Source organism: Microcoleus sp. FACHB-1515 (genome assembly GCF_014696105.1).
GTDB lineage: Bacteria > Cyanobacteriota > Cyanobacteriia > Elainellales > Elainellaceae > JAAUTJ01.
This window is the reverse complement of sequence record NZ_JACJPO010000059.1, coordinates 1-25707: the sequence shown is the minus strand read 5'-3', so window position 1 is coordinate 25707 and position 25707 is coordinate 1. Positions and strand designations below refer to the sequence as shown.

25 protein-coding genes and 1 pseudogene are annotated in these 25707 nt (G+C 53.7%); 13 read left to right on the top strand and 13 right to left on the bottom strand.

All coding sequences use genetic code 11. The annotated features are described in order from the left end of the window. The first annotated feature begins 400 nt into the window (after nucleotides 1–400). The 3 genes from H6F67_RS20665 (at nucleotide 401) to H6F67_RS20655 (ending at nucleotide 2565) form a co-directional block, all read left to right on the top strand. Nucleotides 401–613, top strand: coding sequence for a hypothetical protein (locus H6F67_RS20665; protein ID WP_190768532.1), 213 nt, complete (start codon nucleotides 401–403; stop codon nucleotides 611–613). Nucleotides 614–735: 122 nt separating this feature from the next. Further along, the gene (locus tag H6F67_RS20660; RefSeq protein WP_190768535.1) at nucleotides 736–1179 is read left to right on the top strand and encodes a VOC family protein; all 444 of its coding nucleotides are present in this window, start codon (nucleotides 736–738) and stop codon (nucleotides 1177–1179) included. Nucleotides 1180–1194: 15 nt separating this feature from the next. Continuing rightward, on the top strand, nucleotides 1195–2565 hold the full coding sequence (locus H6F67_RS20655) for an AAA family ATPase (RefSeq protein ID WP_190768531.1): 1371 nt from the start codon (nucleotides 1195–1197) through the stop codon (nucleotides 2563–2565). Nucleotides 2566–2845: 280 nt separating this feature from the next. On the opposite strand, the gene H6F67_RS20650 is transcribed toward H6F67_RS20655, so the two are convergent. Continuing rightward, the gene (locus tag H6F67_RS20650; RefSeq protein ID WP_190768530.1) at nucleotides 2846–3154 is read right to left on the bottom strand and encodes a helix-turn-helix transcriptional regulator; all 309 of its coding nucleotides are present in this window, start codon (nucleotides 3152–3154) and stop codon (nucleotides 2846–2848) included. 171 nt (nucleotides 3155–3325) lie between these two features. Between H6F67_RS20650 and trxA the strand changes: the two genes are divergently transcribed. The 5 genes from trxA to H6F67_RS20625 all read left to right on the top strand — a co-directional run bounded on the left by trxA (nucleotide 3326) and on the right by H6F67_RS20625 (nucleotide 8262). Then, the gene (gene trxA / locus H6F67_RS20645) at nucleotides 3326–3664 is read left to right on the top strand and encodes a thioredoxin (RefSeq protein ID WP_190768529.1); all 339 of its coding nucleotides are present in this window, start codon (nucleotides 3326–3328) and stop codon (nucleotides 3662–3664) included. 52 nt (nucleotides 3665–3716) lie between these two features. Continuing rightward, nucleotides 3717–4817, top strand: a complete 1101-nt coding sequence (locus H6F67_RS20640; RefSeq protein WP_190768528.1) for an alkene reductase — start codon at nucleotides 3717–3719, stop codon at nucleotides 4815–4817. Nucleotides 4818–4930: 113 nt separating this feature from the next. Then, nucleotides 4931–6163 (top strand): LL-diaminopimelate aminotransferase, encoded by a 1233-nt coding sequence (locus tag H6F67_RS20635; protein WP_190768527.1) that lies wholly within the window; start codon nucleotides 4931–4933, stop codon nucleotides 6161–6163. Nucleotides 6164–6408: 245 nt separating this feature from the next. Beyond that, on the top strand, nucleotides 6409–7362 hold the full coding sequence (locus tag H6F67_RS20630) for an alpha-E domain-containing protein (protein WP_190768526.1): 954 nt from the start codon (nucleotides 6409–6411) through the stop codon (nucleotides 7360–7362). Nucleotides 7363–7371: 9 nt separating this feature from the next. Further along, on the top strand, nucleotides 7372–8262 hold the full coding sequence (locus H6F67_RS20625) for a transglutaminase family protein (RefSeq protein ID WP_190768525.1): 891 nt from the start codon (nucleotides 7372–7374) through the stop codon (nucleotides 8260–8262). A 143-nt stretch (nucleotides 8263–8405) separates the two neighbouring features. On the opposite strand, the gene mgtE is transcribed toward H6F67_RS20625, so the two are convergent. The 3 genes from mgtE to H6F67_RS20610 form a co-directional block, all read right to left on the bottom strand. Further along, nucleotides 8406–9752 carry a magnesium transporter gene (gene mgtE, locus H6F67_RS20620; RefSeq protein WP_190768524.1) on the bottom strand — a complete coding sequence of 449 codons (1347 nt, stop codon included), beginning with the start codon at nucleotides 9750–9752 and terminating at the stop codon, nucleotides 8406–8408. A 419-nt stretch (nucleotides 9753–10171) separates the two neighbouring features. Continuing rightward, nucleotides 10172–10651, bottom strand: a complete 480-nt coding sequence (locus H6F67_RS20615) for an ATP-binding protein (RefSeq protein ID WP_190768523.1) — start codon at nucleotides 10649–10651, stop codon at nucleotides 10172–10174. A gap of 45 nt (nucleotides 10652–10696) precedes the next feature. Next, the gene (locus tag H6F67_RS20610; protein WP_190768522.1) at nucleotides 10697–11686 is read right to left on the bottom strand and encodes a sugar transferase; all 990 of its coding nucleotides are present in this window, start codon (nucleotides 11684–11686) and stop codon (nucleotides 10697–10699) included. A 271-nt stretch (nucleotides 11687–11957) separates the two neighbouring features. On the opposite strand from H6F67_RS20610, the gene H6F67_RS20605 reads away from it, so the two are divergent. Continuing rightward, nucleotides 11958–12704: an endonuclease/exonuclease/phosphatase family protein gene (locus H6F67_RS20605; protein WP_190768521.1), complete on the top strand. Its 747-nt coding sequence runs from the start codon at nucleotides 11958–11960 to the stop codon at nucleotides 12702–12704. On the opposite strand, the gene H6F67_RS20600 is transcribed toward H6F67_RS20605, so the two are convergent. Continuing rightward, nucleotides 12673–14202 (bottom strand): mercuric reductase, encoded by a 1530-nt coding sequence (locus tag H6F67_RS20600; RefSeq protein ID WP_190768520.1) that lies wholly within the window; start codon nucleotides 14200–14202, stop codon nucleotides 12673–12675. The two genes, H6F67_RS20605 and H6F67_RS20600, sit on opposite strands and share 32 nt — an antisense overlap. Before the next feature lie 223 nt (nucleotides 14203–14425). Here H6F67_RS20600 and rpe point away from each other — a divergent pair, with 223 nt between their 5' ends. Further along, entirely contained in the window at nucleotides 14426–15136 is a 711-nt protein-coding gene (gene rpe, locus H6F67_RS20595; protein WP_190768519.1) for a ribulose-phosphate 3-epimerase, read from the top strand. Between the two features lie 324 nt (nucleotides 15137–15460). On the opposite strand, the gene H6F67_RS20590 is transcribed toward rpe, so the two are convergent. The 6 genes from H6F67_RS20590 to hisF all read right to left on the bottom strand — a co-directional run bounded on the left by H6F67_RS20590 (nucleotide 15461) and on the right by hisF (nucleotide 20676). Further along, complete coding sequence (locus H6F67_RS20590) at nucleotides 15461–16054, bottom strand: ParA family protein (protein WP_190768518.1); 594 nt, start codon at nucleotides 16052–16054, stop codon at nucleotides 15461–15463. An 83-nt stretch (nucleotides 16055–16137) separates the two neighbouring features. Next, nucleotides 16138–17364, bottom strand: coding sequence for a DUF445 domain-containing protein (locus H6F67_RS20585; protein ID WP_190768517.1), 1227 nt, complete (start codon nucleotides 17362–17364; stop codon nucleotides 16138–16140). A gap of 23 nt (nucleotides 17365–17387) precedes the next feature. Further along, nucleotides 17388–18101, bottom strand: coding sequence for a bifunctional demethylmenaquinone methyltransferase/2-methoxy-6-polyprenyl-1,4-benzoquinol methylase UbiE (ubiE, locus tag H6F67_RS20580; RefSeq protein WP_313926878.1), 714 nt, complete (start codon nucleotides 18099–18101; stop codon nucleotides 17388–17390). 58 nt (nucleotides 18102–18159) lie between these two features. Further along, nucleotides 18160–19113: a response regulator gene (locus H6F67_RS20575; RefSeq protein ID WP_396798621.1), complete on the bottom strand. Its 954-nt coding sequence runs from the start codon at nucleotides 19111–19113 to the stop codon at nucleotides 18160–18162. Nucleotides 19114–19476: 363 nt separating this feature from the next. After that, a complete protein-coding gene (locus H6F67_RS28385; protein ID WP_313926877.1) occupies nucleotides 19477–19779 on the bottom strand; it encodes a hypothetical protein in 303 nt (100 codons plus the stop codon). Between the two features lie 135 nt (nucleotides 19780–19914). Beyond that, nucleotides 19915–20676 (bottom strand): imidazole glycerol phosphate synthase subunit HisF, encoded by a 762-nt coding sequence (gene hisF, locus H6F67_RS20565; RefSeq protein ID WP_190768516.1) that lies wholly within the window; start codon nucleotides 20674–20676, stop codon nucleotides 19915–19917. A gap of 107 nt (nucleotides 20677–20783) precedes the next feature. Here hisF and H6F67_RS20560 point away from each other — a divergent pair, with 107 nt between their 5' ends. Both H6F67_RS20560 and H6F67_RS20555 read left to right on the top strand, forming a co-directional pair. Beyond that, nucleotides 20784–20978: a DUF2862 domain-containing protein gene (locus tag H6F67_RS20560; protein WP_190768515.1), complete on the top strand. Its 195-nt coding sequence runs from the start codon at nucleotides 20784–20786 to the stop codon at nucleotides 20976–20978. A gap of 103 nt (nucleotides 20979–21081) precedes the next feature. Continuing rightward, nucleotides 21082–22182 carry an ArsA family ATPase gene (locus tag H6F67_RS20555; RefSeq protein WP_190768514.1) on the top strand — a complete coding sequence of 367 codons (1101 nt, stop codon included), beginning with the start codon at nucleotides 21082–21084 and terminating at the stop codon, nucleotides 22180–22182. A gap of 17 nt (nucleotides 22183–22199) precedes the next feature. On the opposite strand, the gene H6F67_RS20550 is transcribed toward H6F67_RS20555, so the two are convergent. Next, nucleotides 22200–23132 carry a DMT family transporter gene (locus H6F67_RS20550; protein ID WP_190768513.1) on the bottom strand — a complete coding sequence of 311 codons (933 nt, stop codon included), beginning with the start codon at nucleotides 23130–23132 and terminating at the stop codon, nucleotides 22200–22202. Nucleotides 23133–23192: 60 nt separating this feature from the next. Continuing rightward, nucleotides 23193–24947, bottom strand: a complete 1755-nt coding sequence (locus tag H6F67_RS20545; protein ID WP_190768512.1) for a hypothetical protein — start codon at nucleotides 24945–24947, stop codon at nucleotides 23193–23195. Nucleotides 24948–25143: 196 nt separating this feature from the next. Between H6F67_RS20545 and H6F67_RS20540 the strand changes: the two are divergent. After that, a pseudogene (locus H6F67_RS20540) lies at nucleotides 25144–25599 on the top strand (ferrochelatase); the annotation flags it as partial. Between the last annotated feature and the right edge of the window lie 108 nt (nucleotides 25600–25707).

Below are 25707 nucleotides of genomic sequence, written 5' to 3'. Positions count from 1 at the left end.
TTCATCCAAGCTTTCGTCAAGCCGAACTGAGGGGACACCCACCCTTACAAAGACACACGCAACGACTGCTGTTAGTCTGAACCATCTGCCTTGCACCGATTCGAATTTGGTATGAGATCAAAGAGATTCTTGATTTGGGCAAGTTGTTGATTCACGCAATTCTACTCAATATCTCAACGTTCAAGTTGAGCAATTAGAAACTGTTGGGTGGCAAGGAGAACATCATGAGTGGAAAACAGGTAATCTTCACCGTCAAAAGCATTCATAAAGCTCACCCGTAATTCAACCGAGAAGCAATCGCATCAAAACTGTATAAATTGTGAGAAATACCGAGGGAGAATTAAGAGTTCTTATGAAAAAATTATCTACATCAGTGTTCCCTTCCTCATGGTCATCCGCAATGACTTACAGACTCTTAGATGTTGCTCAACTTGCTGCCGATCGCGGCTGTATGCTGAAGATGATGCGGATTGACGATGCTGCTTTGTATTGGGTTGAAAACTGCTTGTTCATCGGCAAACCCTACGCCCAGCTTGATGACCTGATCGCCGTTTTGCTCAAGCTGCCGCTGTTTGATCCCGAAGCATGTGCCTCGTTTTGTGCCTTGCCTTGAACTGCACCAATCACCTTTTTCCGTTCGATCGCCTCTGAAATAGGGGCGATTTGCGTTTTCTGGTCTCGCCCCCGATCGCCATGTCTACACTAGAAGTATCAGATGCGAGCATTTCAACACCTATGCATCATGCTTCGATTCGCACGGCAGACATCTTCCAGGCGATCGCCTTTTATGAACTCTTGGGCTTCACGGTTTGTGAGCGGTTCACAGCCGGAATCACGCTGGCCTGCTGGATGGAAGGCTTAAACGGGCGGATCGAGCTTTTGCAGGTGCCGCGCCCGCATCCGACTGCCGATGCGTTTTCGGACGAACACTACACAGGCTACTATCACCTGTCGTTTGACTTGAGCGATCGCACGGACGATCTTCCCGCTTGGCTCTCGGCGCTTGAGACAAAGTTTACTGAATCGGCAACGCTGCCGCCCTTAAAGATTTTGCTGCCGCCCACCCAGCAAATCATTGGCGATCGCGTTTACGAAGTGGCGTTCATTGCCGACACCGACGGGCTGCCGCTGGAGTTTTTGCGCGTCATGAGCCGAACCCGCACCGATTCTCTTGATTAACTGGCGGAATCGACTATGGTGCTGCACAATGCGGCAGAAGCGTTTGCCGACAACTGGACTTACCTCAAGGCCGAACTGCACTGGCTCGATCGCCTGCTGATGCTGACGGTGGCGCGGCAGCGCAAAGAGATCAAAGACCTCGATCGCCTCGCGCAGTCCAAGGCCGATCGCGTCACAAGCCACTGGTGGAAAGGCGTGATCGCGTTGGATACTGAACTGCACGATGAAATCCGCAAGCCGTCGCGTGCTTCACAAGGCAGCCATCAGCAGCAGATAGACGCTCGCACGTCGGCTTCGTTGCAGCAAGGTGTCGCGCTGGGATTGCCGCTGCTGCGCGATCGCCTCAAGCTGAGCCTGTTTGAAAAGAATTTGATTCTGCTGGCGATCGCGCCGGAAATCAATCGCCGCTACGCTCGCCTCTATCGTTTTTTGCAAGACGAGATCGCCAGCGATCTGCCGACGGTTGATTTGGCGCTGCGGCTGCTCTGCCGCACCGATCAAGACTGGCGAGATGCCCGCAGCCGCTTAGGTCAATCGCTGTTGCGACAATATGGACTGCTGCGGCTGTTGCCCGCCGATTCGGAAACGCTGCTGGCGCAAACGGTGCAGCTCGATCGCGCCCTCATCGATTATGTGCTGGCCGATCAGCCTTCGATCGATAAGCTCGAAAGTCTAGTGCAGCCGCGAGCGACCAAGCTGAATTTCCGCGTCTGTGCCTCGAAATGGGATCAGCTTGTGCTGCCGCCTACGCTGCTGCGATCGCTCAAGCAAATTGTGCATCAGCAGCAAACTCGATCGCAGCTTGAAGATTGGGGCGTCAGTGCTGCCCATCCAGCCGTTTTGCTGACGGGTGCAGCCGGAACAGGAAAAACACGAGCAGCCGAAGCGATCGCTCATGCCCTGCTTGTGCCGCTGACCAGCGTGGATTTGGCGATCGTAGAGCCGGAAGCAGACCTGCCGCTGATTGAGCGAATTTTGTCTGCCGCGCCTGTCGTGCTGCTGATTACCGAAGCGCAGTTGTGGTTTGGCCGCTCCGCTCGCCTCAGTTCCACTGTTCTGACGCAACTGCTGCGGCAGCGACAACAGGCCATTACGCTGCTAGAAACGCGATCGACGCAGCCGATTCGTCCGGCTTGGCAGCAGCAGTTTCAGGTGTTGCATTTTCCACTGCCGTCTCCGCCAGATCGTCAGCGTCTTTGGCGACAAGCGTTTCCGGCAGAGGTAGCAATCGATCGCCATCTCCCTTGGGCGCAGTTGGCGAAATGGCCGCTGACTGGAGGGCAGATTGGGGCGATCGCAGCAGCGGCAATGGTGGAATGGGTGCGATCGGGTGAGGCACGATTAGGACTGCATCATATCGATCGAGCGCGGCAGCGGTTGGGCTAGGGCGATCGCATCCAAAAGGCTGAGCGCTGCTACAGCAGTTTCGCACCCCTCCCCTGTAGAGAAATGCATCTGACCATTGACAGGACTGCCGCATTAGCGCCCGGAAATGAATTTCCAACGCTCAAAGCTCCAGTTCGTTTCAACGGACTCAAACCACTATTTCCCAACCCATTTGAATGGGTTTACGCTTTCAGCCGGAAATTGATTTCACGGCTTCTGCCGCTGTCTTGAAATGAATCATGATTCGGGTCGATCGCATTGCTGTCGATCCGTCTTAGCATCAAGCTTTTTCAGGAGCAGCCGACTTAAAGCTGTCGAAACATTGCATCAACAAATCGCGATTGAGTGAATTGTATTTGGTTTGACCTTCTTTGCGCGTCAAAATCAGTCCGGCTTCCGCCAGCGTTTTGTAGTGATGCGAAAACAGCGCCAAGCTGATGCCAAGCCGATTAGCCATTTCCGAGCAGCTTAGTTCGTCGGTCTCGCTGAGCAGTTCAACGACGCGCAGGCGAGTCGGGTCAGACAACGCCGCGAAGATTTTGGCGCGAATTTCAATTTCGGCAGGTGTGGCGATCGAAGCGTCAGACATGGTTTCACAATTTCTTTCTATTGTAGAGGGCGATTGCCTCACTTCAGTAGTTAAACAACTACTTGACTATTCAGGATAACCTCGCTATCGTTTAGTTAAATGAACGTTTAACTACTAACTGGCTTGATGCTCCGCATCATTCGTGCCCGTTAAATTTCCAGGAGTTTTGCAATGACAACCAGTCCAGTTGTTTTGACGGATGAAAATTTCGATCGCTTGGTTCTCCAAAGCGCTCAGCCCGTCCTGATTGATTTTTGGGCGGCGTGGTGTGGCCCCTGCCGAATGCTCAGCCCGATCGTGGAGCAAATCGCATCAGACTTTGCAGGCCGCGCTTTCGTTGCCAAGCTCAACGTTGATGACTATCCGCGACTGGCAACGCGCTACGGCGTGCAGGCCGTTCCCACACTGCTATTTTTCCAAAACGGACGAGCGATCGATCAAATTGTTGGCGTTGTGACGGCTGATACGATCGCCACCCATCTCAACGCCCTCCTCCCCGCCGCAGCCTAATCCCCGTACAGACGCGAGATCTCGCGTCTCTCCTCAACACCTACACCCATTTATGAACCTTGCAAAAAACCTCTTCACCCCGATCGATCTTGGCGCGTACCGCCTGCCCAATCGCATCGTCATGGCTCCGCTGACGCGCAATCGTGCCGCAGCGGGCAACGTTCCCACCGAACTCAACGCCATTTACTACGCTCAGCGAGCTTCTGCCGGACTGCTGATCACTGAGGCGTCGCAGGTTGCACCACAAGGTTTGGGCTATCCGGCCACACCTGGAATTCATTCGCCCGAACAGGTGGCAGGCTGGAAGCTGGTAACGGAGGCAGTCCACGCCAAGGGCGGACGAATTTTCTTGCAGCTTTGGCACGTGGGGCGGATTTCGCATCCCGATTTGCAGCCAGATGGCGCGTTGCCTGTGGCTCCCAGTGCGATCGCGCCGCAGGGCATGGCCTCCACGTATGAGGGCAGCAAGCCGTTTGTCACGCCTAGAGCGCTCGATCGATCGGAAATTCCGGGCATCGTGGAGCAGTATCGCCGAGGTGCAAAAAACGCGCTGGAAGCGGGATTTGACGGTGTGGAAGTTCACGGCGCAAATGGCTATTTGCTCGATCAGTTTTTGCGCGACGGCAGCAATCAGCGCACCGATGACTATGGCGGTTCGATCGAAAATCGCGCTCGTCTAATGCTGGAAGTCACCGAAGCAGTCGTCGGCGTTTGGGGCAGCAATCGCGTCGGCATTCGCCTGTCGCCCAGCGGCACGTTTAACGATATGCGCGACTCAAATCCCGAAGCGACGTTTGGCTATGTGGTTGAGCAGTTGAATCGCTTCAATCTGGCCTATTTGCATTTGATCGATCCGAGCGAAGCCGATGCCCGACATGGCGGCAAAGCGATTCCGACGGCATATTTTCGATCGATCTATCAGGGCAATTTGATCGTCGCTAGCGACTACGATTTGGCGAAGGGCAACGAAGCGATCGCATCAGGCGCAGCAGATCTGGTCGCTTACGGCAGACTGTTTATCGCCAATCCGGATTTGGTTGAGCGCTTCCGTTTGAATGCGCCGCTGAACACGCCGGACGTGAACACGTTCTACGGTGGCGATGCCAAAGGCTACACCGACTATCCGGCTCTGTCAGTGCAATCGGTTTCCTAATCTTCTTTTGGTGCTGGGGCGATCGAACTGCATCTGCAACTCGATCGCCCCAATTCGCTAGTTTACATCGCCGCTCGGACGGTAAACTAGCTGCAAGTTCGTAACACTTGATCATGGCAACCATCAACGACAACTATCTGAAGCTGAAAGCGGGCTATTTGTTTCCCGAAATTGCGCGGCGCGTCAATGCGTTTGCCCAGTCGAATCCGGATGCAAAAATTATCCGATTGGGAATTGGCGATGTGACGGAACCGCTGCCGGAAGCATGTCGGACGGCGATGATCAAGGCAGTGGAGGAGATGGGCGATCGATCCACCTTCCAAGGCTATGGTCCCGAACAGGGTTATGCTTGGCTGCGCGAAAAAATTGCGGCTCATGATTTTCAGTCGCGGGGCTGTGAGATCAGCGCGGATGAGATTTTTGTCTCGGATGGCTCGAAGTGCGATACGGGAAATATTCTCGATATTTTTGGCGATGAGAATGCGATCGCCGTCACCGATCCGGTTTATCCGGTTTATGTCGATACGAATGTGATGGCGGGGCATACGGGTGAGGTGAACGATCGCGGTGAATATGGCGGTTTGGTTTATCTGCCGATCACGGCGGAAAACAATTTCACCGCGCAAATTCCGACTGAAAAAGTCGATTTAATTTACTTGTGTTTTCCCAACAATCCGACGGGCGCAACGGCAACCAAGGCGCATTTGCAAGATTGGGTGAACTACGCTAAGGCGAACGGGTCGATCATCTTTTTTGATGCGGCGTATGAGGCGTTCATCTCTGATCCGGATTTGCCGCACTCGATCTATGAAATTGAAGGAGCGCGGGACTGTGCGATCGAATTTCGCTCTTTCTCGAAAAATGCCGGATTTACGGGAACTCGCTGTGCGCTGACGGTTGTGCCAAAATCGCTGAAAGGCAAGGCGGCGGATGGCTCCACTGTGGAACTGTGGAAGCTGTGGAATCGCAGGCAGTCCACGAAGTTTAATGGCGTGTCGTACATTGTGCAGCGCGGAGCTGAGGCGGTGTATTCGCCCGCTGGTCAGGCGCAAACGCGATCGCTGATCGATTTCTACATGGAAAATGCCAAGATGATTCGTGAACAGCTAACCAGTGCGGGGATCAAGGTGTTTGGCGGGGTGAATGCGCCGTATGTGTGGCTGCAAACGCCGAATGGTCTATCGAGTTGGGATTTCTTTGATAAGCTGCTGCACACTTGCAATGTGGTTGGCACACCGGGATCAGGATTTGGTGCGGCGGGTGAAGGCTATTTCCGCATTTCGGCGTTCAACAGTCGGGAAAATGTAACGGAGGCGATGCGACGGATTACCGAGAAGTTTTCTTAGTTTGGATTGCCAGAGGGAAACAGCTTTTTTCGGTTAGGGCTACCTTCTGTTTCCGAGCCAGTGGAGTGTTGGGGTTGCCCCCACACACACCTCCAACCCCACAGGGGGGAGTGCCTTCCCCCTGACCCCCACGCAAGGGCATGTCTGTAGGTGTCAATGTAGCGCTACGCATTGGCTGTGATGACCGCAACCCTCGTGTTGCCCGCTTACCTCTCTGCCTTCTCCCGACCCCCAATCCCCCTCTTATGCTCAGCCGTGTTGCCGATTCGATCTACTGGCTCAACCGATATATTGAACGGGCGGAAAATGTCGCTCGGTTTGTGGATGTGAATCTGAATTTGCTGCTGGATTCGCCTGCCGGAGTGACGCAGCAGTGGAAGCCCCTAGTGATTACGACGGGCGATCGCACTGCTTTCCAGGAACGATATGGCGAGGCGACGGCGGAAAATGTGATCGAGTTTTTGACGTTCGATCGCAGCTATCCGAATTCGATTCTGTCGTGTTTGTGTGCGGCGCGGGAAAATGCGCGATCGATTCGTGAAATCATTTCCTCAGAAATGTGGGAGCAGGTGAATGAGTTTTATCTGATGGTGGAGGCGGCGACGGGCGATCGACCTTCGGAATTGTCAAGCTTTTTTGCTCAGGTGAAGCTGGCGAGTCATCTGTTTGCGGGCGTGATGGATGCCACAATGTCGCATAACGAGGGCTGGCATTTTGGCAAGATTGGCCGCTATCTGGAGCGGGCGGACAAAACGGCGCGAATTCTCGACGTGAAATATTTCATTCTGCTGCCGACGGTTAGCGATGTTGGCACGACGCTCGATCAGCTTCAGTGGATCGCCCTGTTGAAATCGGCTAGCGCTTACGAAATGTATCGCAAGCAGATCCGCCGAATTACACCGCAAGATGTAGCGCAGTTTTTGATTCTCAACCGAGAATTTCCGCGATCGATTCAGTTCTGTTTCTTGCAAGCCGAACAGTCGCTCTGTAAAATTACCGGAGTTCCGGCTGGAACCTGGACAAATCCGGTCGAGCGCACACTCGGTAGACTGCGATCGCAACTCGACTATGTGACGATTGAAGAAATCATTCAGCGCGGTCTGCACGAATTTCTCGACGATTTGCAAATCGGCATCAATCAAGTTGGCCTCACCATCTACGAAACCTTTTTTGCCCTCCACCCAACCCCCAATCCCTAACACCTTTCCTTGCGCTACAAAATTCAGCATCGATCGATCTACACCTACAGCGCTCCTGTTTCGCTTGCGCCGCATGTTCTCAGGCTGCGACCTCGTTGCGATGCTGCACAGCAGGTGCACTCTTTTCACTGGGCGATCGATCCCCAGCCTGCCCGCCTGATCGAAAATCTGGATCTCGATGGCAATCAAGTCACGCAAATTTCTTTTGCAGCGGCGATCGAGTCGCTGACGATCATGGCGACTTCGGAGGTCGAAACGTTTCGCACCAATCCGTTTGATTTTCTGCTGGAACCTTGGGCGACGAGTTTGCCAATTGACTATCCCATTTCGCTTTCAATCCAGCTTCAACCGTATCTGACAGGTTATTTGGGCAGCGTCGATCCAGTGGCGATCGAGCTGGCACAAGAGATTTTTCAGGCGACGCAAGGCAATACGATCGCTTTTTTAACTGAACTCAACCAGCGCATCTACAAAACCTGTCGCTATGAACTGCGCGAAAGTGGCGATCCATATCCTGCTGGAATCACCTGGCGATCGCAGCAGGGTTCCTGTCGAGATTTTGCGGTTTTGTTTTGCGAAGTTTGTCGAGCGATCAATCTCGCGGCTCGATTTGTCAGCGGCTATCAGGAAGGCGATCCTGACCAAACCGATGGCTTCGCCTCCTCTGGGCGCGACCTCCATGCTTGGGCAGAAGTTTATCTTCCCGGTGCAGGCTGGCGCGGCTACGACCCGACGCAGGGTTTGGCCGTCAGCGATCGCCATGTTGCCTTGTGTGCCAGCCCTTCACCGCGCCAAACTGCGCCGATCGCAGGAACACTCAAAACGGTTGGCGTGCAGTCGCACTTCGCATTTGAGTTGCAGGTTCAGGCGATCGATTCAGCCGACCCAGACGCAAGATGAAAGCTAGAGCGTTAGCAGTCGCTTGTCTGTTAGGAATTTCATGAATGATGAAGCACCAGAGCGCGTTGACCCGCGTTTCTCGATCAAGGCAAGGCACAACCTTTCGGTGCGAACCACCCCGATCGAGAAAGCGCCGGATCGAGCTAGCGAAAGATTTGGAGCGCGATCGAAACCAACGAAAGAAACGTTAGAAAGCCAACTGCATCTAGCGTTGTTGTCAGCAAAGGGCCGCTGATCAAAGCTGGATCGAGGTTAATGCGCTTTAAGCCCATTGGCAACAGTGTCCCGATCGTCGCTGCTACCACAACGTTGATCATCATCACCGATCCGGCCACGATCGCTACCCAGCGCTCATTCGGCGGCGACCAGATCAGCGAGAGAATCGCCAGCGCTAAACCGAGCGCGGCAGCCGTTCCCAAGCCCGCCAGAATTTCTTTACGCAAAATCTTTAGGGTATCTTTGGGCGTGACTTCGCCAACCCCCAAACCGCGCACCGTCACCGATAGCGCCTGAATGCCCACGTTGCCGCTGGTGTTTGACAAGATCGGCATGATCACAGCAAGAACAGGAACGAGGGAAATGACGCCTTGGAACGGCGCGATCGCGCTGGCCGCACCGACATACAGGCCAATATTGCCTAGCAGCCAAGGCAGGCGCTTTTGAATCGTGACGTGTGGCGGCGACAAGGCGGCTTCATCCCCGCCGCTGACGCCTGCAAGTTTTTGAATATCTTCGGTGGCTTCTTCTTCCAAAATGTCGATCACGTCGTCGATCGTAATGATGCCGACCAAGCGGTCTTCGCGATCGACCACAGGTACGGCAATCAGGTCATAGCGCTGCATCAGCCGCGCCACTTCTTCCTGCGGCGTTTCCGTCCGAGCGCGGATGACGCGATCGCTGGCAATATCGCGAATGTAGGCCGTCGGAATCGAAAAGAGCAACTGTCTAAGCGACACCACGCGCACCAGTTTTCGGTAGTCATCGGTCACGTAGGCGTAGTAAACCGTTTCCTTGTCCTGGTCAGTTTGGCGAATTTTGCTGAGCGCCTCGCCAACCGTTAAGCCTTCGCGCAAACGGACATACTCGGTCGTCATTACGCGCCCTGCCGTGCCCTCGGCATAACCCAAAATTGTTGCCGTCGCCTGCCTTTCTTCTGCACTAAGCTGGTCAAGCAGGCGGCGCACGACGCGGGCAGGCAGTTCGTCAAACAGTTCGGCACGCGCATCCGGGCGCATTGCTTCGACCACTTGCCGCACCTGTGCCGCATGGAGCGAACTAATCAGCGATTCCTGCAAATCTGGCGGCAAATATTCAAATACGTCTCTGGCCTGCGTTTTGTTCAAGAGCCGAAAGGCGATCGCCTGCCGCTCTGGAGGCAATTCCTCAATATAATCGCCAACATCCACAGCCGGAAGCTGATTCAGTTCGCTTTTGAGCCGATTCAAATCGTCAATTTCGGTCAGCGAAGCCCGATTTTCTTGCGTCAGCATGGCAATCTCCTGTATCTCCCCCGCGCTGGGAGACACTGCTCGCCGCGCTACGGAGAAGCTTTGTAGTAACGAGATGGACTTCGGCCCATGAAAGTGGAAAATTCAGCATCGATACGGAGGGAACCGCATCGCTAGCTGTATCCTAGCTTGCTTATTCGCAATTTCGCGATCGATCCGCCGAAATTTCAACCTTTTGGCACAAAACCTTGATGAATTATCGATTCCGAGCAGAATCTTCCTGAAAAAGCAGATGATTGTCGAGGCACGACCCCGACCGTTTATGCAGCTCACCTGTTTTTCAGACAGTTGGTATAAAAATCCAGTGCCGATCGCTAAGCGGATGACACTGGGTTGCAGAGTTTGATTTGCAATTGCGTCTACTGCCTGAACAGTGGACAGAAGGCAAATTTTTGGGGTTATTAGCGACTACTCGTGAATGCTTTCTGCATTAATAAACAGTTGCGATCGCCTGAATGTCTTTCTGGGCAGAGGTAGGCAATTTGCCAGCCATACTGGTCTTTCAGCTTTTGCATGAGAACGCCGCCCCAATGCTCAGCTTGTTGCAGCGGATCGGCAAGGCGCAGTTCAGTCTGCTCCATCAGCGCTTCGAGATCAAAAGCCGCGCCTTCGTCCCAAATGGCAATCACGAGGCGATCGCGAAATACCTTGACTTCCAGATCGATCGGCGTTTGACGAGGTAGATGCTGATGGGCATGACGCGCCGCATTCGTGAATCCTTCTACGAGCGCAATCTGCCCTTGCAGCCACAACTGCTCAGACAAGGGCGGCTGATTAAACTGGGCGAACCACTGCAAGAGATGCGGGATTTGATGGATATCGGTTTCGACTTGCAGGTGAGACTCATGCAGTAATTGACTGTTGCTATCAAGCTGTGCCATTGCAACACCCTACCGAGCACAATTCATTGAGCGGCTTCCCCTAATCTAGAATGCATCGCTTTTGCGAAACAGAACCAGGATGGTTTTGAGAATGAGCTGCAAATCGTATTTCAAGCTCCAACGTTCTTGATAGCGCAAATCCAGCGCGATAACATCCTCAAAATTACGCACGCTCGATCGCCCGTTCACCTGCCATTCTCCGGTCATTCCCGGTTTGACATCCAGCCTTTGCCAGTTAGGAACATCATAGCGATCGACTTCATCGGGCAGCGGCGGGCGCGTACCTGTCAGACTCATTTCGCCACGCAGCACGTTCCAAAACTGCGGCAGTTCATCTAGGCTGGTTTTTCTCAGGAATCGTCCCACTCGCGTAATGCGCGGGTCATTGTCATTCTTAAAAAATGCGCCTTCGTTTTGATTTTTGACTTGGGCTTTTAGCGCTTCAGCGTTCGGAACCATCGATCGAAACTTCCACAGTTGAAAGCGTCTACCCATCAAACCACAGCGCGTTTGCGAAAACAAAATTGGGCCAGGACTGTCGAGCTTAATCGCGATCGCGAGCGGCACAAACAGCACAGCCGTAATGCTCAACCCCACGATCGCGCCCGCAATATCAATGCAGCGCTTGGTGAGCGAGGTGACTGAGGGATGAATCGGCGGCGCGATCGTGGACTGTGGCAAAACAGGAGCGGGGATGGTTGTATCCTGCTCGATTGTAAAGAGGCGATCGAGGCTAGCAAGCGCCAAGGTACTTTGAACTTCTGGTCGCAAGTTACGCAGCACTAATTCTCGCTTTTTCGCTTGAGTTGCCTTAAGACACATCACTAAAGCGCCGATGCCGCTGCTATCAATAAAGGCGGTTTGCTGAAAATCGAAGACAATCTTGGCGGGTAGCGATTCCGTTTGAATTAACTGCTCAAATTTGTCTTTAAAGGCGACCGCTTCAACAACCGTGAGCAGGGGCGGTAGCTCAATGAGGCAAACTGCTTCGGAAACCGTTGTTGAAAAGCTGGGTGGCTGATTTTCGCTGATCATTGCGTCTTGTGTGCGGCTTGTGTAAAGATTTGAGGTTTGAAAGTGTCGCCTAGCCACTGGCGATCGAGGCCAGTCTAGATTCCAGCGGCCATCTGCTACTTAGGTTTCCCAAAACTAGCACGCGCTATCTGGCCTGTCGCTGAAAATTGCTGAGTAGGCGAAAATCCGACAATAGTTTAAAGTTTTGGCGATCGAGAAACTTGACTTTCAGCAATTGCAGGATTCAACGCTAGAATATTCGTCTTGTTCGCTTTGAAACGCTGGGCAATCGATGAACATCGCGACCTACAATTTGCGCTTTGGCGGCAATCGACACAATCGATCGCACTGGCAAGAAATTTTTGCAGAGGTCGATCCCGATCTATTTCTGGTGCAAGAAACTTGCGATCCCAAAATCTATTTAACTGAAGAATTCTATGCCGCTCATCGCTCCAATATCGTTTGGCAAACCGTTGAAGGTCGAGCTTGGGGCAGCGCAATTTATGTTTCGCGAGGCGAGGTGAAATCGATCGCCATTGACGATTTTGCGGGCTGGGTCGCTGGAGCCGAAATTAGTGGTTTGATCTCCGATCGACTATTGCGCGTGTTCAGCATTCACGCACCGCCGCCCTACTCCAGAAAAGTCAATCAGATTTTAGATTTCATCGCCAATCGATTTCAAGATGATTACGATTTGGTGATTGGTGGCGATTTCAATTTGTGTGTGAGCGTTCGCGAAGCAGAGCAGCCGATCGACTGGTCAGACATGGGCGTGCTGGGTCGCATCAAGCGCGAATTTGGCTTAATCAACTGCTGGCAAGCTGCGAATCCCAACTGCGAACTCGCGCAGACATTGCGCTGGAGCCGAGAGCCAACTTATCCGTATCACTGTGACGGCATTTTTGCGCCTGCTGTCTGGTATCGCGATCTCGAATCGAGCGAAGTGCTAATCGACGGGTGGGAGACGATGAGCGATCACAATCCGGTTGTTGCCTGCTTCGAGTTCGCTAGCGCTGCCACGCCATCCAGCGCGACGTAATCGGCTTGAGCTTTTGCAGCAGCGTCATTCCGTGCGCGTCAGCGGCATTGCGAATCACCTCGGCCTGAGTTGGATAGGGATAAATCGTGTTGGCGATCGCTCGCAGTCCCAAGCCGTTCGTCATTGCCAAGGTAATTTGCGTAATCAAATCGCCAGCATGACGAGCCACGATCGTCGCGCCGACAATGCGATCGGTTCCCTTGCGGACGTGAACCTTCGCAAATCCCGCCGTTTCGCCATCGATCAAAGCGCGATCGACGCGACGAAGATCAATTTGGAAGGTGTCGATCGCGATCCCCTGTGCTTCGGCTTCGTGCGGTTGCAGTCCAACCTGCGCCACTTCCGGATCGGTGTAGGTGCAGGACGGCATCACAAGTGCACTCAGCCGCTTGCGTCCAATGCCTGCCACCGAAAACAAAGCATTTTGAATGGCAATGCGGGCGGCAGCGTGAGCGGCATGAGTGAATTTCCACTGCATGCAGACATCGCCAACGCCGTAGATGCGCGGATTCGTCGTTTGCAGAAAATCGTTGATCACAATGCCCTGTCGCGAATTCGCCTCAACCCCGATCGCCTCCAATCCCAAATTCTCGATGTTGGGCGATCGACCCACTGAAAGCAGAATTTCATCGACCGCAATCTGTTCACTCTGGAGATGCAAAATTTTTTGATCGCCCTGCCGATCGACGCGATCGATCTGCGAATTGGGTCGAAGCTGAATCCCGTCCTGCGCGAAACTCGTCTGCACGATCGCAGTGGCATCCGCATCTTCTCGCGTCAAAATGCGACCGCCTCGATAGATCAAAACGACTTCCGACCCCAAGCGGCGAAAAGTTTGCGCCAGTTCACAGCCGATGTATCCCGCACCAATCACGGCTAGTTTTGCGGGGCGATCGACAAGCTGAAAGATCGTTTCATTGGTTAAATATCCCGCTTCTTCCAATCCGGGGATCGGCACACTGGCAGGACGTGAGCCTGTCGCGATCGCGGCTTTGCGAAACTTAAGTCGTTCTCCAGCGACTTCGATTGCATCACTTGCCACAAATTTCGCCGCACCGAAGAACACATCCACGCCAAATTCCGTTTGAAATCGCTTGGCCGAATCATGCGGGCTGATCGTGGCACGAATTTGCCGCAAGCGCTCCATAACGCGCCCAAAATCGATCGACAGGTCACTCGCTGCAACTCCGTATGCTTCGGCTCGGCGAATATCTGCGACAACTCTGGCCGATCGAATCATCGCCTTTGAGGGCACACAGCCCACATTGGTACAGTCGCCACCCATCAAATGCTTCTCAATCAGAGCAACCTTTGCGCCCAACAGTGCCGCGCCCGCTGCCGTCACCAATCCCGCCGTGCCTGCCCCAATGACAACCAGATTGTAGTGATCGCTCGGCGTAGGATTCTTCCAATCCGGCGGATGCAAATTGTCGATTAGCTGTTGATTGTAGCGATCCATTGGTGGAACCACGATCGCGTCTGAAGCAGTCTGCGTCATGATGCGGAAGACGAACTGCGATTACCGTAACATGCTTCTCGCCCTAACATGCTTCCCAACAGTGAAGAGCGCATCCCCGTTCGATTTTAGGATTCAGCTTGCTGCATTCGGAAAATTACGAAATCGATCGCGATCGACTTCTTGTTGAAGAATTTACGAAAGGGGATGGGCGGGTTTTGTTACACTGATTACGAGATGCCAATCCTAAAGAGAATCTGAAGCCATGAGCCACTCCACGTCCACTAAGCCGATCGTGATCGCGCCTTCGATCTTATCTGCCGACTTTAGCCGTTTAGGTGAAGAAATTCAGGCGGTCGATCGCGCTGGAGCCGACTGGATTCACGTGGATGTGATGGATGGCCGTTTCGTTCCCAACATTACGATCGGCCCGCTGATTGTCGAAGCAATTCGCCCCGTAACGCAAAAGCCGCTCGACGTGCATTTGATGATTGTCGAACCGGAAAGATACGTCGAAGACTTCGCCAAAGCCGGAGCCGACCACATCTATGTTCACGCCGAAACCAATGCAACCGGACATTTGCATCGGACGCTCGGTCACATCCGCGAATTAGGCAAAAAAGCCGGGGTTGTACTAAACCCTGGTTCTCCCCTGGACTTGATTGAATACGTTCTTGAAGAGTGCGATCTCGTCTTGATCATGAGCGTCAACCCCGGCTTTGGTGGCCAAAGCTTTATTCCCGCCGTTCTGCCGAAAATTCGCAAGCTCCGCCAAATGTGTGACGATCGCGGCCTTGACCCCTGGATCGAAGTCGATGGCGGCTTGAAAGGCAGCAACACCTGGCAAGTTTTAGAAGCCGGAGCCAATGCGATCGTGGCCGGATCAGCCGTCTTCAAAGCACCGGATTACGCCGCTGCGATCGAAGGCATCCGCAACAGCAAACGCCCCGAACCGGAACTCGCAACCGTTAGCTAAATTCAATCTTTGAATCAAATTTCAAGCAGGACGCATTTCATTTTTTGCGTCCTGTTTTTATTAGGTTCCACAAGTCTTTGTACAAACCGCTACGCTCAAGACAGCAAAGTTTAGGCGCAGCGGTTTCAACTGTCAGAAGCACATCTTCAACAAGTGCCTCCGAATGAGCCGCCTCTTCTGCGGCCTTTAATGGGGCATCGCCCGCACGACGATGAACCTGATTCCCTCCATGCTTCCCATTTCGCTCGACAAACACCAAGCCCAACGACTCGTGCGCGAACTGGGCAAATCGCAAGTGCAAGCGTCAGTTCAAGCGGTTCAGCCTTAGAACTCCAGCAGTTCTCGACCCACGCTCTGATAGTCTTTCCAACCTTCTTCAGCTCTTGGATCTTTCGTGCCGTACACGGGCACGCCCGCCTGAGCCGCCTTTTGAAAAGCGGCCAGCCGCCGAATATCTGCACCAAACAGCGGCATTCCCGCTTCAGTCAGCATCGATCGCACCTTTTCCGCCTCGCGACTCGGTTTGGGCGGCGTAATTGTCAGCAAGACGCGATAGCGCTTGGCTCCGATCGCCGTCAAATATTCCAGCGTCAGAACGAGTGCTTCCAGTGAGAGCGTATCTGGTGTCGTCGGCAGCACAAGCAGATGGCAGCTATCCGCCAAAATCTTGAGATCTTCGGGTACAGGTCGCGCCTGCGTGTCAATGACGACGTGCTGATATTGGTGGCGGCGCGGCGGCTGCCAGGTATCGACAACGGCAAACGGCAACATGCCGCGACTTGCCCAGTTGGAAGCCGATCGATTCGGGTCAGCATCTATCAGCAAGGTGTCGCCATCCGTCTGCAAAAAGGCGGCAAGGTGAATGGCGCTTGTTGTTTTGCCCACGCCGCCTTTGAAGCTGGCAACGGTGATAATCATGACGGTGTGGCGATCGAACAGGTGCGATTTTTAGGGTAGCTCAGTCGATCGCTTTCTGGTGTTGTGAGGCACAATCCGGACAGCTAGCGCAAAAACAGCGTCAGCGATTGCAAAATGCCAATCCCAAATCCCAAAATTCCTCCCAAATTCACAATTCCCTGAAGTTCACTTTTGACGATGCCATTGATCGCCTGCTCCAGTTCTCGCGGGGATGTGCCTTTGACGCGATCGATAATCACCTGATCGATATCCAAAATTGGAATCGCCTGGGCGACAATTTTTTCCAAATCTCGCTCCAAATACCGCTCCAGAACGAGGGCAAGTTCGCGGCTGACAGGTTCAAGCGATCGCTGCACGGCTTCCGACGCTTGCAGACGATCGAGCAACAGATGCGCGAGATTATCCCAGTCGATCGATTCGCTCAAGCCCTGAAGTAAATCCGCTCCGCGCTCTTGCACATAGCCGCGCACAGTGTCGCGAGTCGTTTTCCGCAGTTGCCGCACGGTCGAGACGGGCAAATTTTGCAGCGAAACGTTTTGCAGCCATTCCCGCAGACGGTTTTGGACACCCAGCGATCGCATCAGTTCGCCCAGTCGTTCGTTACTGGCCTCGCGCTCGTCCAGACAGTAAGTCCGCAGTCGCGTCAAAGCGTTTCGCAGGCCAAACAAATTGGCGACCACCCAATACGTGCCGCTGGTTTTTTCGCGGAAGCCTTCATCGATGACTTGAATATTGCGATCGGTCAAAAAATCGACGATCGCCTGTCGAATCACATCCGGCGGTAAAACCACCTGCAACAGCCAGTTAGAAAGCTGATCGGCCTGTCCCTCAGTAAGCTGAAGCTCCAGCAGCACCTTGTCAAAAATCTGGTTGATCTGCGCTTCGAGGAAATCTTCCTGGCGTGCCCACACTTTCACCAAGCGCGGCAGCGATTCGCCCAGCAAATCTTGCAGAATGTGAGCAACCACTTTGGCGGTTTTTTGTTCATGATCGCTCCGCAATTGTTCGATCGCCAGCTTCAGCAGCCACAACACGCCCGCTTCCATCCGCTCGGTTTGCAGCAGGCGACGCGCCAAATTTTGTAATTCTGCGGGCGTGAGTAGCGATCCCATGATCGTGTCAGCTACGCGCTTCGCTAATCGCTCTTGGTTGCTGGGGATCAATCCAGGTGTAAACGGCACTCGTCGCCCGCCGATGTAGAGCGCTCGATACGGGCGAAACAGCATTTTGATCGCAATGTCATTGGTGAAGTAGCCGATGATGCCACCAACGACGGGAGGAGCCAGAACAAGCCAGAGGTTCGATTCCATCGCGGAACGAGGGGGATGAGGAATTAGACGGTTGCAACCAAAACACCCATGATGCCGCCTGCGATCGCATAGTGCTTCGCCTGAGCGAATCCCGCCTGCAAAGCCAGTTCTACCTGCTCAGCACCAACGGGAAAGCGATCGAGGCTCGGACTGATGTAAGCGTACTCTTCGGTCAGGCCGAGTTGCTGTGCCGTAGGTACCACGATAGTTTGCAGATACCACTGCTGAAAAGTGCGGACTGCCGGACTCTCAGGCCGATGAAAATCGAGAATTGCTGCCGTTGCACCAAGCTTGAGGACGCGCCGCAGTTCTTTCAGGCTGGTGAGGATATCCGTCACGTTCCGCAGTCCATAGCCCATCGTCGCCGCCTCAAACTGGGCATCGGGGAACGGCAAGCTTAAGGCATCACCTTCGATCCACTCGATCGTTGCCGTGCCGAATCCGGGAAAGCGCTTTCTCGCCACCTCAAGCTGAGCAGGTGAAAAATCCACGCCGACCACTTTGCCGCTCGTGCCGACTCGTTTCGCCAGCAGTCGCGCCAAATCACCGCTGCCGCAGCACACATCCAGACAGGTCATTCCGGGCGCAGCCTTGCTCCACTTGACGGTCATCTGCTTCCAAACGCGATGCTGACCGAAGCTGAGGCGATCGTTTAGCTGGTCGTAAACCGGAGCGATGCGATCGAAAATTGCTTGAATTTCTGGGGCGGGCGGCACGTTCACAAATCGATCGCTCACAAATCAATCAGTAGGATGGCTAACTCTAATCCTACACAACGCCGTGACGCGACGTTACTTAGACCGTAGCCGGACGATAGCGGGTGCAAACCAACGCCAGCGCGATTTGTTGCGACGAAAGCTCCAGCAGCGTTAGTTCATCTTCGCGCAGCGTACAAGGATGTGCCCACTGAAGCGACAGCACCGCCAGCACTTCCCCTTGAAAAATCACGGGCGTTACCAAATGCGCTTGAATTCCCGTATTTGAGTAGTGCGCGACCTGCGACAAATCTTGATTCGTCGGCACATTCACGGCGACCTGCATTCGCTTAGCGGCGATCGCCTGCTGCACCAAGGGATCTTGGCTCAGCCAGTTCTGATTGCTGTCCAGATTGTAGGTTCCCGCCGCAGGCGCAACTTTTTGATGCTCAACCAGTTGCAGAATGCAGCGATCGGCCTCAAAGTTTTTGCCGAAAGCGTGAGCGATCGGGCTGAGGCAGTCTTCCGGGCGGCTCGACTGCTGCGAAACCTGAACGATCGCGCTCAGCAGTGCGGTTTGCGCTTGTGCCCGTCGCAGCTCTTCCGTCCGCTGCTTCAACAGTTCATAGGTTTCGGCGGCTCGCTGCACAACGGCTTTTAGCTCATTGGGGTCCCAAGGCTTGGTGATGTATTTGTAGACCTGCCCAGAGTTGATCGCTTCGACCAAATCTTCAACGTCTGTGAAGCCTGTCAAAATGATTCGCATCGTGTCGGGAAACTGCGGAACCGTTTTGCTCAAAAACTCGGTTCCTTTCATCTCCGGCATTCGCTGGTCAGAAATGATCACGGCCACTTCACCTTCTGCGGCCAAAATTTCCAGGGCAGATGCGCCACTTTCAGCTCGCAGCACTTGAAAATCGCGGCGAAATGTGCGGTAGAGCAAGTCGAGATTGTCCGGTTCGTCATCGACGACCAGCATTTTCGGCTTGCGCGGGCGTTCTAGGCTCATAAGTTGGCGGCTAATATCGGTTACTGCGGTGCTGTCCATGACCATTTTCCTTCGGCATTCCAACCCCGATCGAAGCGGGCGATCGACTGACATCCACTGGCTTGCTAGCAAAATAGAACTGTCACAGCGCGGATTCGTTTCCATTACGGTAAGCAGCCATTTCAGCAACGGCTGGGTTTCTATCGTGATGCAACCTGACGTGATGCAACCTGAAGCTGTTCTTTTGTCAGCAGAGTTCTCATTTCTGCGTTTCTTACCCTGTCATTAGTTTCGACAGGGTTTCGATCGTTCTAACGCTGCCTTGAAAAATTCTCGATCGTCAACGAAGACAGAATGCACCGAGTCCAATTCACAAATTGTAAGTAATTTTACCAACAATCTACCAGTTCAAACCGCGATCGCACGAGCCTAAAAGCGATCGAAACTCAGTTCAAGCGTTTGATCGGCGGCATCTGCCCAAGGCGTAGACCAAGTTTCGATCGGGGCGGCCCACTGAATCGACTCATTGTAAAGTGCAGCGCGATCGGCCACCTGTGACAGATATCCGACATAGTGACCCATGAGAAAATAGACAGCCATCATTGCTGCTGCCGCCATCGACACCAAAAAGCCAGCCAGCATCAAAGAAAATTCACGACGATGCATCGCTTCCTGCATCAGATGCAGTGCCCAAGCGACGAGCGCGACGACGATGATCAGAATAAAGAGCATTTCTTAAGCTGGCGCAACGATTTGTAATATTTCCTAATTGTAACGAATCTCATCCCGACTGAGGAAACTTTCTTTTCAGGTCTTTCCATTGATAGATGTCGTCTTGCGGCGATCGCACTTGGCAGGATCGAAATGCTACAGCCGTACTGGAACCTGATGCGCCGCCAAATGCTGCTTAATCTGCGCCACGCTGAGACGCCCGTAATGCAGCAGCGACGCCAGCAAAGCCGCTTCTGCCTGTCCGGTCGTGAGCGCATCCAAAATGTGATCGCAGTTGCCCGCTCCTCCCGAAGCAATGACGGGAATTTGCACTTGCTGGGCGATCGTCCGCGTCAACTCCAGGTCATAGCCCGCCTGCGTTCCGTCCGCATCCATACTCGTCACCAGCAGTTCACCCGCGCCGCGCCGTGCCACTTCTGCCGCCCACTCGATCGCATCTAAACCTGTATTCTCGCGTCCGCCTCGGACAAACACATCCCAGCCGCTTCCATCGGGACGTTGACGAGCATCGATCGCCACCACAATGCACTGTGCGCCAAAGCGATCGCTGGCTCGATCGATCAGGTCAGGTTGGCGTACCGCAGCCGAGTTAATGCTGACTTTATCGGCTCCCGCTCGTAACAATTTCTTAATCGTCTCTAAGGAACTGATGCCGCCGCCGACCGTGAGCGGAATGAACACCTGCTCCGCCGTGCGATACACCACGTCATAGATCACGTCTCGATCTTCGTGCGTCGCCGTGATGTCGAGAAAAACCAGTTCATCTGCGCCCGCTTCGTTATAAACCTGCGCCAGCTCGACGGGATCGCCCGCATCGCGCAGATCGACAAAGTTGATTCCCTTCACGACTCGTCCGGCTTTCACGTCCAGGCAAGGCAAAATTCGCTTTGCCAGCATTGCGTTTCCCCATTCGGCAGCTTTTACAGTAGCAGCTTTTTTTCGTGATTATTAAAAATTGTCACCATCCTGATAGACTAAATTTTGATTCTTTGGCAGGAGTGGTGATGGAAATTGGTCAGAAGGTACGGCTGCGGCGGTTGCGCGATCGATCCCCGCAAAATTTGGTGCAGCGACTCGGCCAAGTCGGGGAGATTCAAGGCTTCAAACTCGTGGACGGCAAAGGCATCGGCGTGATCGTCCAGTTTGAAGACAAATATTCTACCTGGTTTTTTGAAGACGAGCTTCAGGTGATGGCCTAGCGGCAACCGTACAAAAACTGTTCGCTCAAACCGTACCTCGCTGGAGAGGCATCCTTTCCGCTCAAATCGGTAGCATAAAACTAATGCGAGTGATGAGGAAACGATGAGCTTAATTCTGACATTTTTGGGCAAGGGAGGAACCGGACGCACAACAGTGGCGATCGCCGCTGCCAAGCGTTTTGCTGCCGAAGGAAAGCGCGTTTTGCTGGTCGGGCTTGATCCCACGCCTGCGTTTAGCCTGCTCGTCGGAAAGCTTCTGAATGCAGAGCCGCAGACGATCGAACCGAATTTGTCTGCCGTTCAGCTTCAGATGACCTCGCTGCTGGAACGCAGTTGGGAAGAACTCAAGCAGCAAGAAGCCAAATATTTGCGATCGCCCTTTTTGCGATCGGTCTACGGGCAAGAACTCGGCGTCCTCCCTGGAATGGACAGTGCTCTCGCCCTCAACGCTCTGCGCGAATACGACGCCAGCAACCAGTACGACGTGATCATCTACGACGGCACGGGCGACCAGATGACGCTGCGAATGCTGGCAATGCCCGACGTTCTAAGCTGGTATGTCCGTCGTTTCCGCCAAGTTTTTGCCGACTCGGATGTGGGCAAAACCGTGACGCCGTTTATTCAGCCGATCGCTGCTGCCGTCCTCAACGTCAACTGGACTTCTGGCGATCTGTTCAATCAGCCTGCCGCTCAGCAAGTTACGAACATCCTCGATCAGGGTAAAGCCGCTCTTGCCGATCCCAATCGCGTCGCGGCTTATCTCGTCACGACTGCTGCACCCGAAGCGATCGCCACTGCCCGCTATCTGTGGGGCAGCGCTCAGCAATCTGGCCTGACGATCGGCGGCGTTCTGCTCAACCATTCCGAAATGCCCGAAGAGTTGACGAGCGAATTTTCGCCCTTACCCGTCGCCCCATTGCCCGCTCGATCCGGCGGCGACTGGCAAGCAATCGTCAACGCCCTACCCGACTTGACGCAAGCGGCGCAGGCTCCTCGCCCGATCGCCGTAAATGTGAGCGATCGCAAAGTCAGCTTGTTCCTACCCGGATTCGACAAAAAAGAAGTGAAGCTGACGCAATACGGCCCCGAAGTCACGGTCGAAGCAGGCGATCAGCGACGCAATATCTTTTTGCCGCCAGAATTGCGCGGTCGTCAGGTGAGCGGCGCGAAGTTTCAGGACGGCTATTTGATTATTTCGTTTTAGCAAAGAGCGATCGCTGCTTATTCAGTTGAGCCAGTTACTACAGAAGTTCTGGCTCCCAAAGCAGCGATCGCCACTCCCACTAAAATAATCGACGCGCCGATCAAAACCGTTCCACCCGGATTTTCGCCAAAAACAAGAAGACCGAGCAGTCCTGCTCCCACAGGCTCCGCCAAAATTACCAGCGTCACCAGGGTTGGTGAAACCCAGCGCACCGCCCAGTTGAAGCTGGTGTGCCCAATTACCTGTGGAAACACGGCCATCAGCGCAATCCACAAGTAGACCGTTGGAGGATAACCTGTGTAGCTCGCTCCAAACACAAGCGGCAAGGGCAGGAGCACCAGTGCAGCCGTCGTGTAGGCAACGACGACATGAGTGGCGATCGACAATCCGCATTTCTGCGCCTCGCGCCCCAGCAAAAAATAAAGACTCACCGCCCACGATCCGAGCAAGGCCAGCGAATTTCCTAGCAAGGGCTGGTCGCCTCCCAGTGTGGAAGCACTATCCCCCAGCCCAATCAGCAGCCCGCCCGTCAGCGCGATCGCAATGCCAACAGTCGTCATTCCGGTCGGCTTTTCTTTGAACCAGAACCACGACAGGAGCGCCACCCAAATTGGATTCGTCGTCACGAGTGCTGCCGAAACTGCGATCGACGTGTAGGACAACGAGGTGATCCACGTTCCAAAGTGGAGCGCCAAACAAACGCCCGATGCGATCGAATACAGCAACGCCTGCTGTTGAAACCCTGTTCTACAAAAATTTCGCCAAGCCGGAGCAAAAATCAAGGCCGCCAAGCTCAGCCGCGATGCCGCCAAAACCAAACTGAACCCCGCGCCTCGTGTTTCGGCGGCGGCCAGCGCTAAGCGAATGAAGATGGCAGCAGTTGAAACAGAAAGGATTCCGATCAAAAGAATGCAGGCAATTTGCCAGGTAGACGGTTTGGCAGCGGTCATCGGCGCAGGAATGAGGATGGACAGCCTGAAACTTGATCGTATCGTCATCGATCGCAGCACTTACGCTAGGTCAGGGTTGATCGATGCAACGGTCAAAAATCCGGTGAATCGATCGCTCCGGTCTGGATGCGCGATCAGGCTTAACGTTGCTTGGCACGATCGCCTCTGCACGGTCAGCGACCACAAGCTGAAATAACAGTTTTTGCTTTGACTGCTTGCTTGCGATTGCCAGCCCGCCTGCTGCATTTCCGCCTGATAGTGTGCAGCTAATGCTGCTGCTGACAGTGCCGTTGTGATGTAGGCGGAAGACGAGAAGTCTTCATAGCCTCCGCTTTGAATCACTTCCGTTTGCTCAGGTGGTCTGAGTGTGGGGACAGGTAGGTCAAACTCTGAGGAAGTAGCTTCGCTCGGCTCAGGCGGGTCGAGAGCGATCGTAGGCAGATCGGCAATTCTGGCGGCAAGCTCTTGGTTTAGCTCATCTGAAAATCGTGGACACCAGTTCAGCCGCAGATCAAAGCAGTGACGCTCCACGGTTTCCAGCGAAACGTAGCATTCCGCCTCGCCAGTCGGACTGATGAAGGTATCTGACTGCCAGCGTTTTTCAGTCGCGATAAATCCTAAGTCACAGCCAGTATGGTGTGTTAATACCTGCCAGCCAGAACGAAGCAGCGATCGGGTAAGCTGCTGCCAGAACTGATCGGATGTGAGCGGTGCAATCAAAAATATAGAAAATCGATCGCCCTCGCCTTCCTCCTGTTCCGGCTCCAACAAACTGCCCACAATCTCCGTTTCGGCAGGCAACTCGATCGCACTCGGAAATTCAGGCGGAAGCTGATTGATCCACAGCCGCTTTGTTGTAGCAGTTGTAAAGTCATCGGCTGAAAGTTGCCAGATGATTGCTTCTGGAATTGATCCGACTGGTGCAATCGCTCGATCGAAATCTAGCAGCGTCATTTCATCAAAACTATTCAGATTCAACAGTCGCAGCGAAGCCGCGTAGTGATCGGTCAATTCGTCATCCCTCAGAAAGCTCAGCAGCAGTTGCAGCGATCGATCGGGCAACGTCCAAGCGCTCCACAACAGGCGATCGAGCGCTTCACCCGCTTGTCGCGTCCAGCCTGCTTGAATTAGCTGCGCTTCGTAATGCGCGAGTAGAGCCGAACCGCTCAGCGACGTTCGCAAATTCGATTTACTATACCAATTTTTTTCCGATCCGCCGCCTCTCCTTCCGCGATGGGCGATCAATCGGTCAGATGGCAGATTTGCCGCTGAAGGTGGAACTTCACTCTCCGGCGGCGGAATCAGTTGCGGCAGCGGCAGCAAATTGAGAAAACTGCGCTCCCATTCTTCATAACAATCGAAGTTAAACGGATCATTGGCAGAAAGAGTGAGCCGAACCAGTGTGATATTTGCCCTAGTCGATCGCGTCTCCAAAATCAGCATCAGAGAAAGCGGACGGTAACAAAACGTCAGGCGAGCAGGAAGACGATCGCGAGGCATGTCAGTAGCAGTGAACAGGTTGAAGTCGATCCATTCTTCCTTCGAGTAGCACTGAAGCCATCCGATCGCCCGCAGTCGATTAAAATACGCGCTTTGCAAATGCAAAACAGGCTGGTCAATCTGCAACAAAATCACAAAATTCTGTCCCTGTTGAAAACTGGCGATCGGCTGAGCTTGGTCAAGCAAGGGAATTTCGATCGGCAACTCATCCGGCAGTTGACCGCTCAACAGTTGCACCTTTTCGTTGAATGAAGCGGGCGATCGCAGCAGGCGCAAGGCCAGCGAGAGGGGAACTTGGCGAGAAGATTGCAGCATGGCAGGGAAATCGATCGCACTTTTGTACTATTTTGATGCCAATCTTGAAAACAGGCGATTAGAGATTTCTGCTCAGGCAGCGTTTAGTTTTCTATCGATAAAATAAATTCTTGCTCGATCGCTGCGATGCTCCCCAGGGGGAAATGCTAGCGTAGGAAGCAAACTGAATTTTAAGAAGCGAATCGAGGAGCATCCGGTGGTTGCAACGCCCGAAAAACTTAATACCGAATCTTTCAGCTCTGAAACTGGCAGCGATGGCTTCGCCGCCTCTGGGCGCGTCGCCGTTCTGCTGATGGGCTATGGCGAAGTCGAAAGCTACGAAGACTTTGCCAACTACAACGAGCAAGCTTTAAACCTGCTCACAGCCAAGTTTGCGCCCGTGCCAACCTGGATTTATCCGCCGTTGGCGAAGCTGCTGGCCGTGTTTGATCTGCACGAATGGAGCCATCAGCACGATCACTTTATCTCGCCGCACAACCACATTTTTGAGCATCAGCGGGCGGGAATCGAGCGGAACTTGCAGGAAAAGTGGGGCGATCGCGTCCAGGTTTTCAAAGCGTTTAATTTCTGCGCTCCCTTCCTGCCGCATCAGGTTCTCGAAGAAATCAAAGCGCAAGGCTTCGACAAAATCTTGATCTATCCGCTCCTAGTGCAAGCTGGCAAAAGTAAGCAGCCAGCTTGTTAGCCATCCTTGAAGCCTTCAAACTTCCAGTTGAACGGTTTTGCACTCGTGCAATTGAAGTACTCAATGAATTTGAGA

Bases quoted from the DNA above. Each gene is read 5' to 3' on its own strand.
- H6F67_RS20575 (WP_396798621.1), bottom strand. From the start codon at position 19,113: ATGGTCATGGACAGCACCGCAGTAACCGATATTAGCCGCCAACTTATG.
- hisF (WP_190768516.1), bottom strand. From the start codon at position 20,676: ATGCTGGCAAAGCGAATTTTGCCTTGCCTGGACGTGAAAGCCGGACGA.
- H6F67_RS20560 (WP_190768515.1), top strand. From the start codon at position 20,784: ATGGAAATTGGTCAGAAGGTACGGCTGCGGCGGTTGCGCGATCGATCC.
- trxA (WP_190768529.1), top strand. From the start codon at position 3,326: ATGACAACCAGTCCAGTTGTTTTGACGGATGAAAATTTCGATCGCTTG.
- H6F67_RS20600 (WP_190768520.1), bottom strand. From the start codon at position 14,202: ATGACGCAGACTGCTTCAGACGCGATCGTGGTTCCACCAATGGATCGC.
- H6F67_RS20640 (WP_190768528.1), top strand. From the start codon at position 3,717: ATGAACCTTGCAAAAAACCTCTTCACCCCGATCGATCTTGGCGCGTAC.
- H6F67_RS20650 (WP_190768530.1), bottom strand. From the start codon at position 3,154: ATGTCTGACGCTTCGATCGCCACACCTGCCGAAATTGAAATTCGCGCC.
- H6F67_RS20585 (WP_190768517.1), bottom strand. From the start codon at position 17,364: ATGGAATCGAACCTCTGGCTTGTTCTGGCTCCTCCCGTCGTTGGTGGC.
- rpe (WP_190768519.1), top strand. From the start codon at position 14,426: ATGAGCCACTCCACGTCCACTAAGCCGATCGTGATCGCGCCTTCGATC.
- H6F67_RS20590 (WP_190768518.1), bottom strand. From the start codon at position 16,054: ATGATTATCACCGTTGCCAGCTTCAAAGGCGGCGTGGGCAAAACAACA.
- H6F67_RS20655 (WP_190768531.1), top strand. From the start codon at position 1,195: ATGGTGCTGCACAATGCGGCAGAAGCGTTTGCCGACAACTGGACTTAC.
- H6F67_RS20630 (WP_190768526.1), top strand. From the start codon at position 6,409: ATGCTCAGCCGTGTTGCCGATTCGATCTACTGGCTCAACCGATATATT.
- H6F67_RS20550 (WP_190768513.1), bottom strand. From the start codon at position 23,132: ATGACCGCTGCCAAACCGTCTACCTGGCAAATTGCCTGCATTCTTTTG.
- H6F67_RS28385 (WP_313926877.1), bottom strand. From the start codon at position 19,779: ATGCTCTTTATTCTGATCATCGTCGTCGCGCTCGTCGCTTGGGCACTG.
- H6F67_RS20615 (WP_190768523.1), bottom strand. From the start codon at position 10,651: ATGGCACAGCTTGATAGCAACAGTCAATTACTGCATGAGTCTCACCTG.
- H6F67_RS20605 (WP_190768521.1), top strand. From the start codon at position 11,958: ATGAACATCGCGACCTACAATTTGCGCTTTGGCGGCAATCGACACAAT.
- H6F67_RS20635 (WP_190768527.1), top strand. From the start codon at position 4,931: ATGGCAACCATCAACGACAACTATCTGAAGCTGAAAGCGGGCTATTTG.
- H6F67_RS20665 (WP_190768532.1), top strand. From the start codon at position 401: ATGACTTACAGACTCTTAGATGTTGCTCAACTTGCTGCCGATCGCGGC.
- H6F67_RS20660 (WP_190768535.1), top strand. From the start codon at position 736: ATGCATCATGCTTCGATTCGCACGGCAGACATCTTCCAGGCGATCGCC.
- H6F67_RS20555 (WP_190768514.1), top strand. From the start codon at position 21,082: ATGAGCTTAATTCTGACATTTTTGGGCAAGGGAGGAACCGGACGCACA.
- mgtE (WP_190768524.1), bottom strand. From the start codon at position 9,752: ATGCTGACGCAAGAAAATCGGGCTTCGCTGACCGAAATTGACGATTTG.
- H6F67_RS20545 (WP_190768512.1), bottom strand. From the start codon at position 24,947: ATGCTGCAATCTTCTCGCCAAGTTCCCCTCTCGCTGGCCTTGCGCCTG.
- H6F67_RS20610 (WP_190768522.1), bottom strand. From the start codon at position 11,686: ATGATCAGCGAAAATCAGCCACCCAGCTTTTCAACAACGGTTTCCGAA.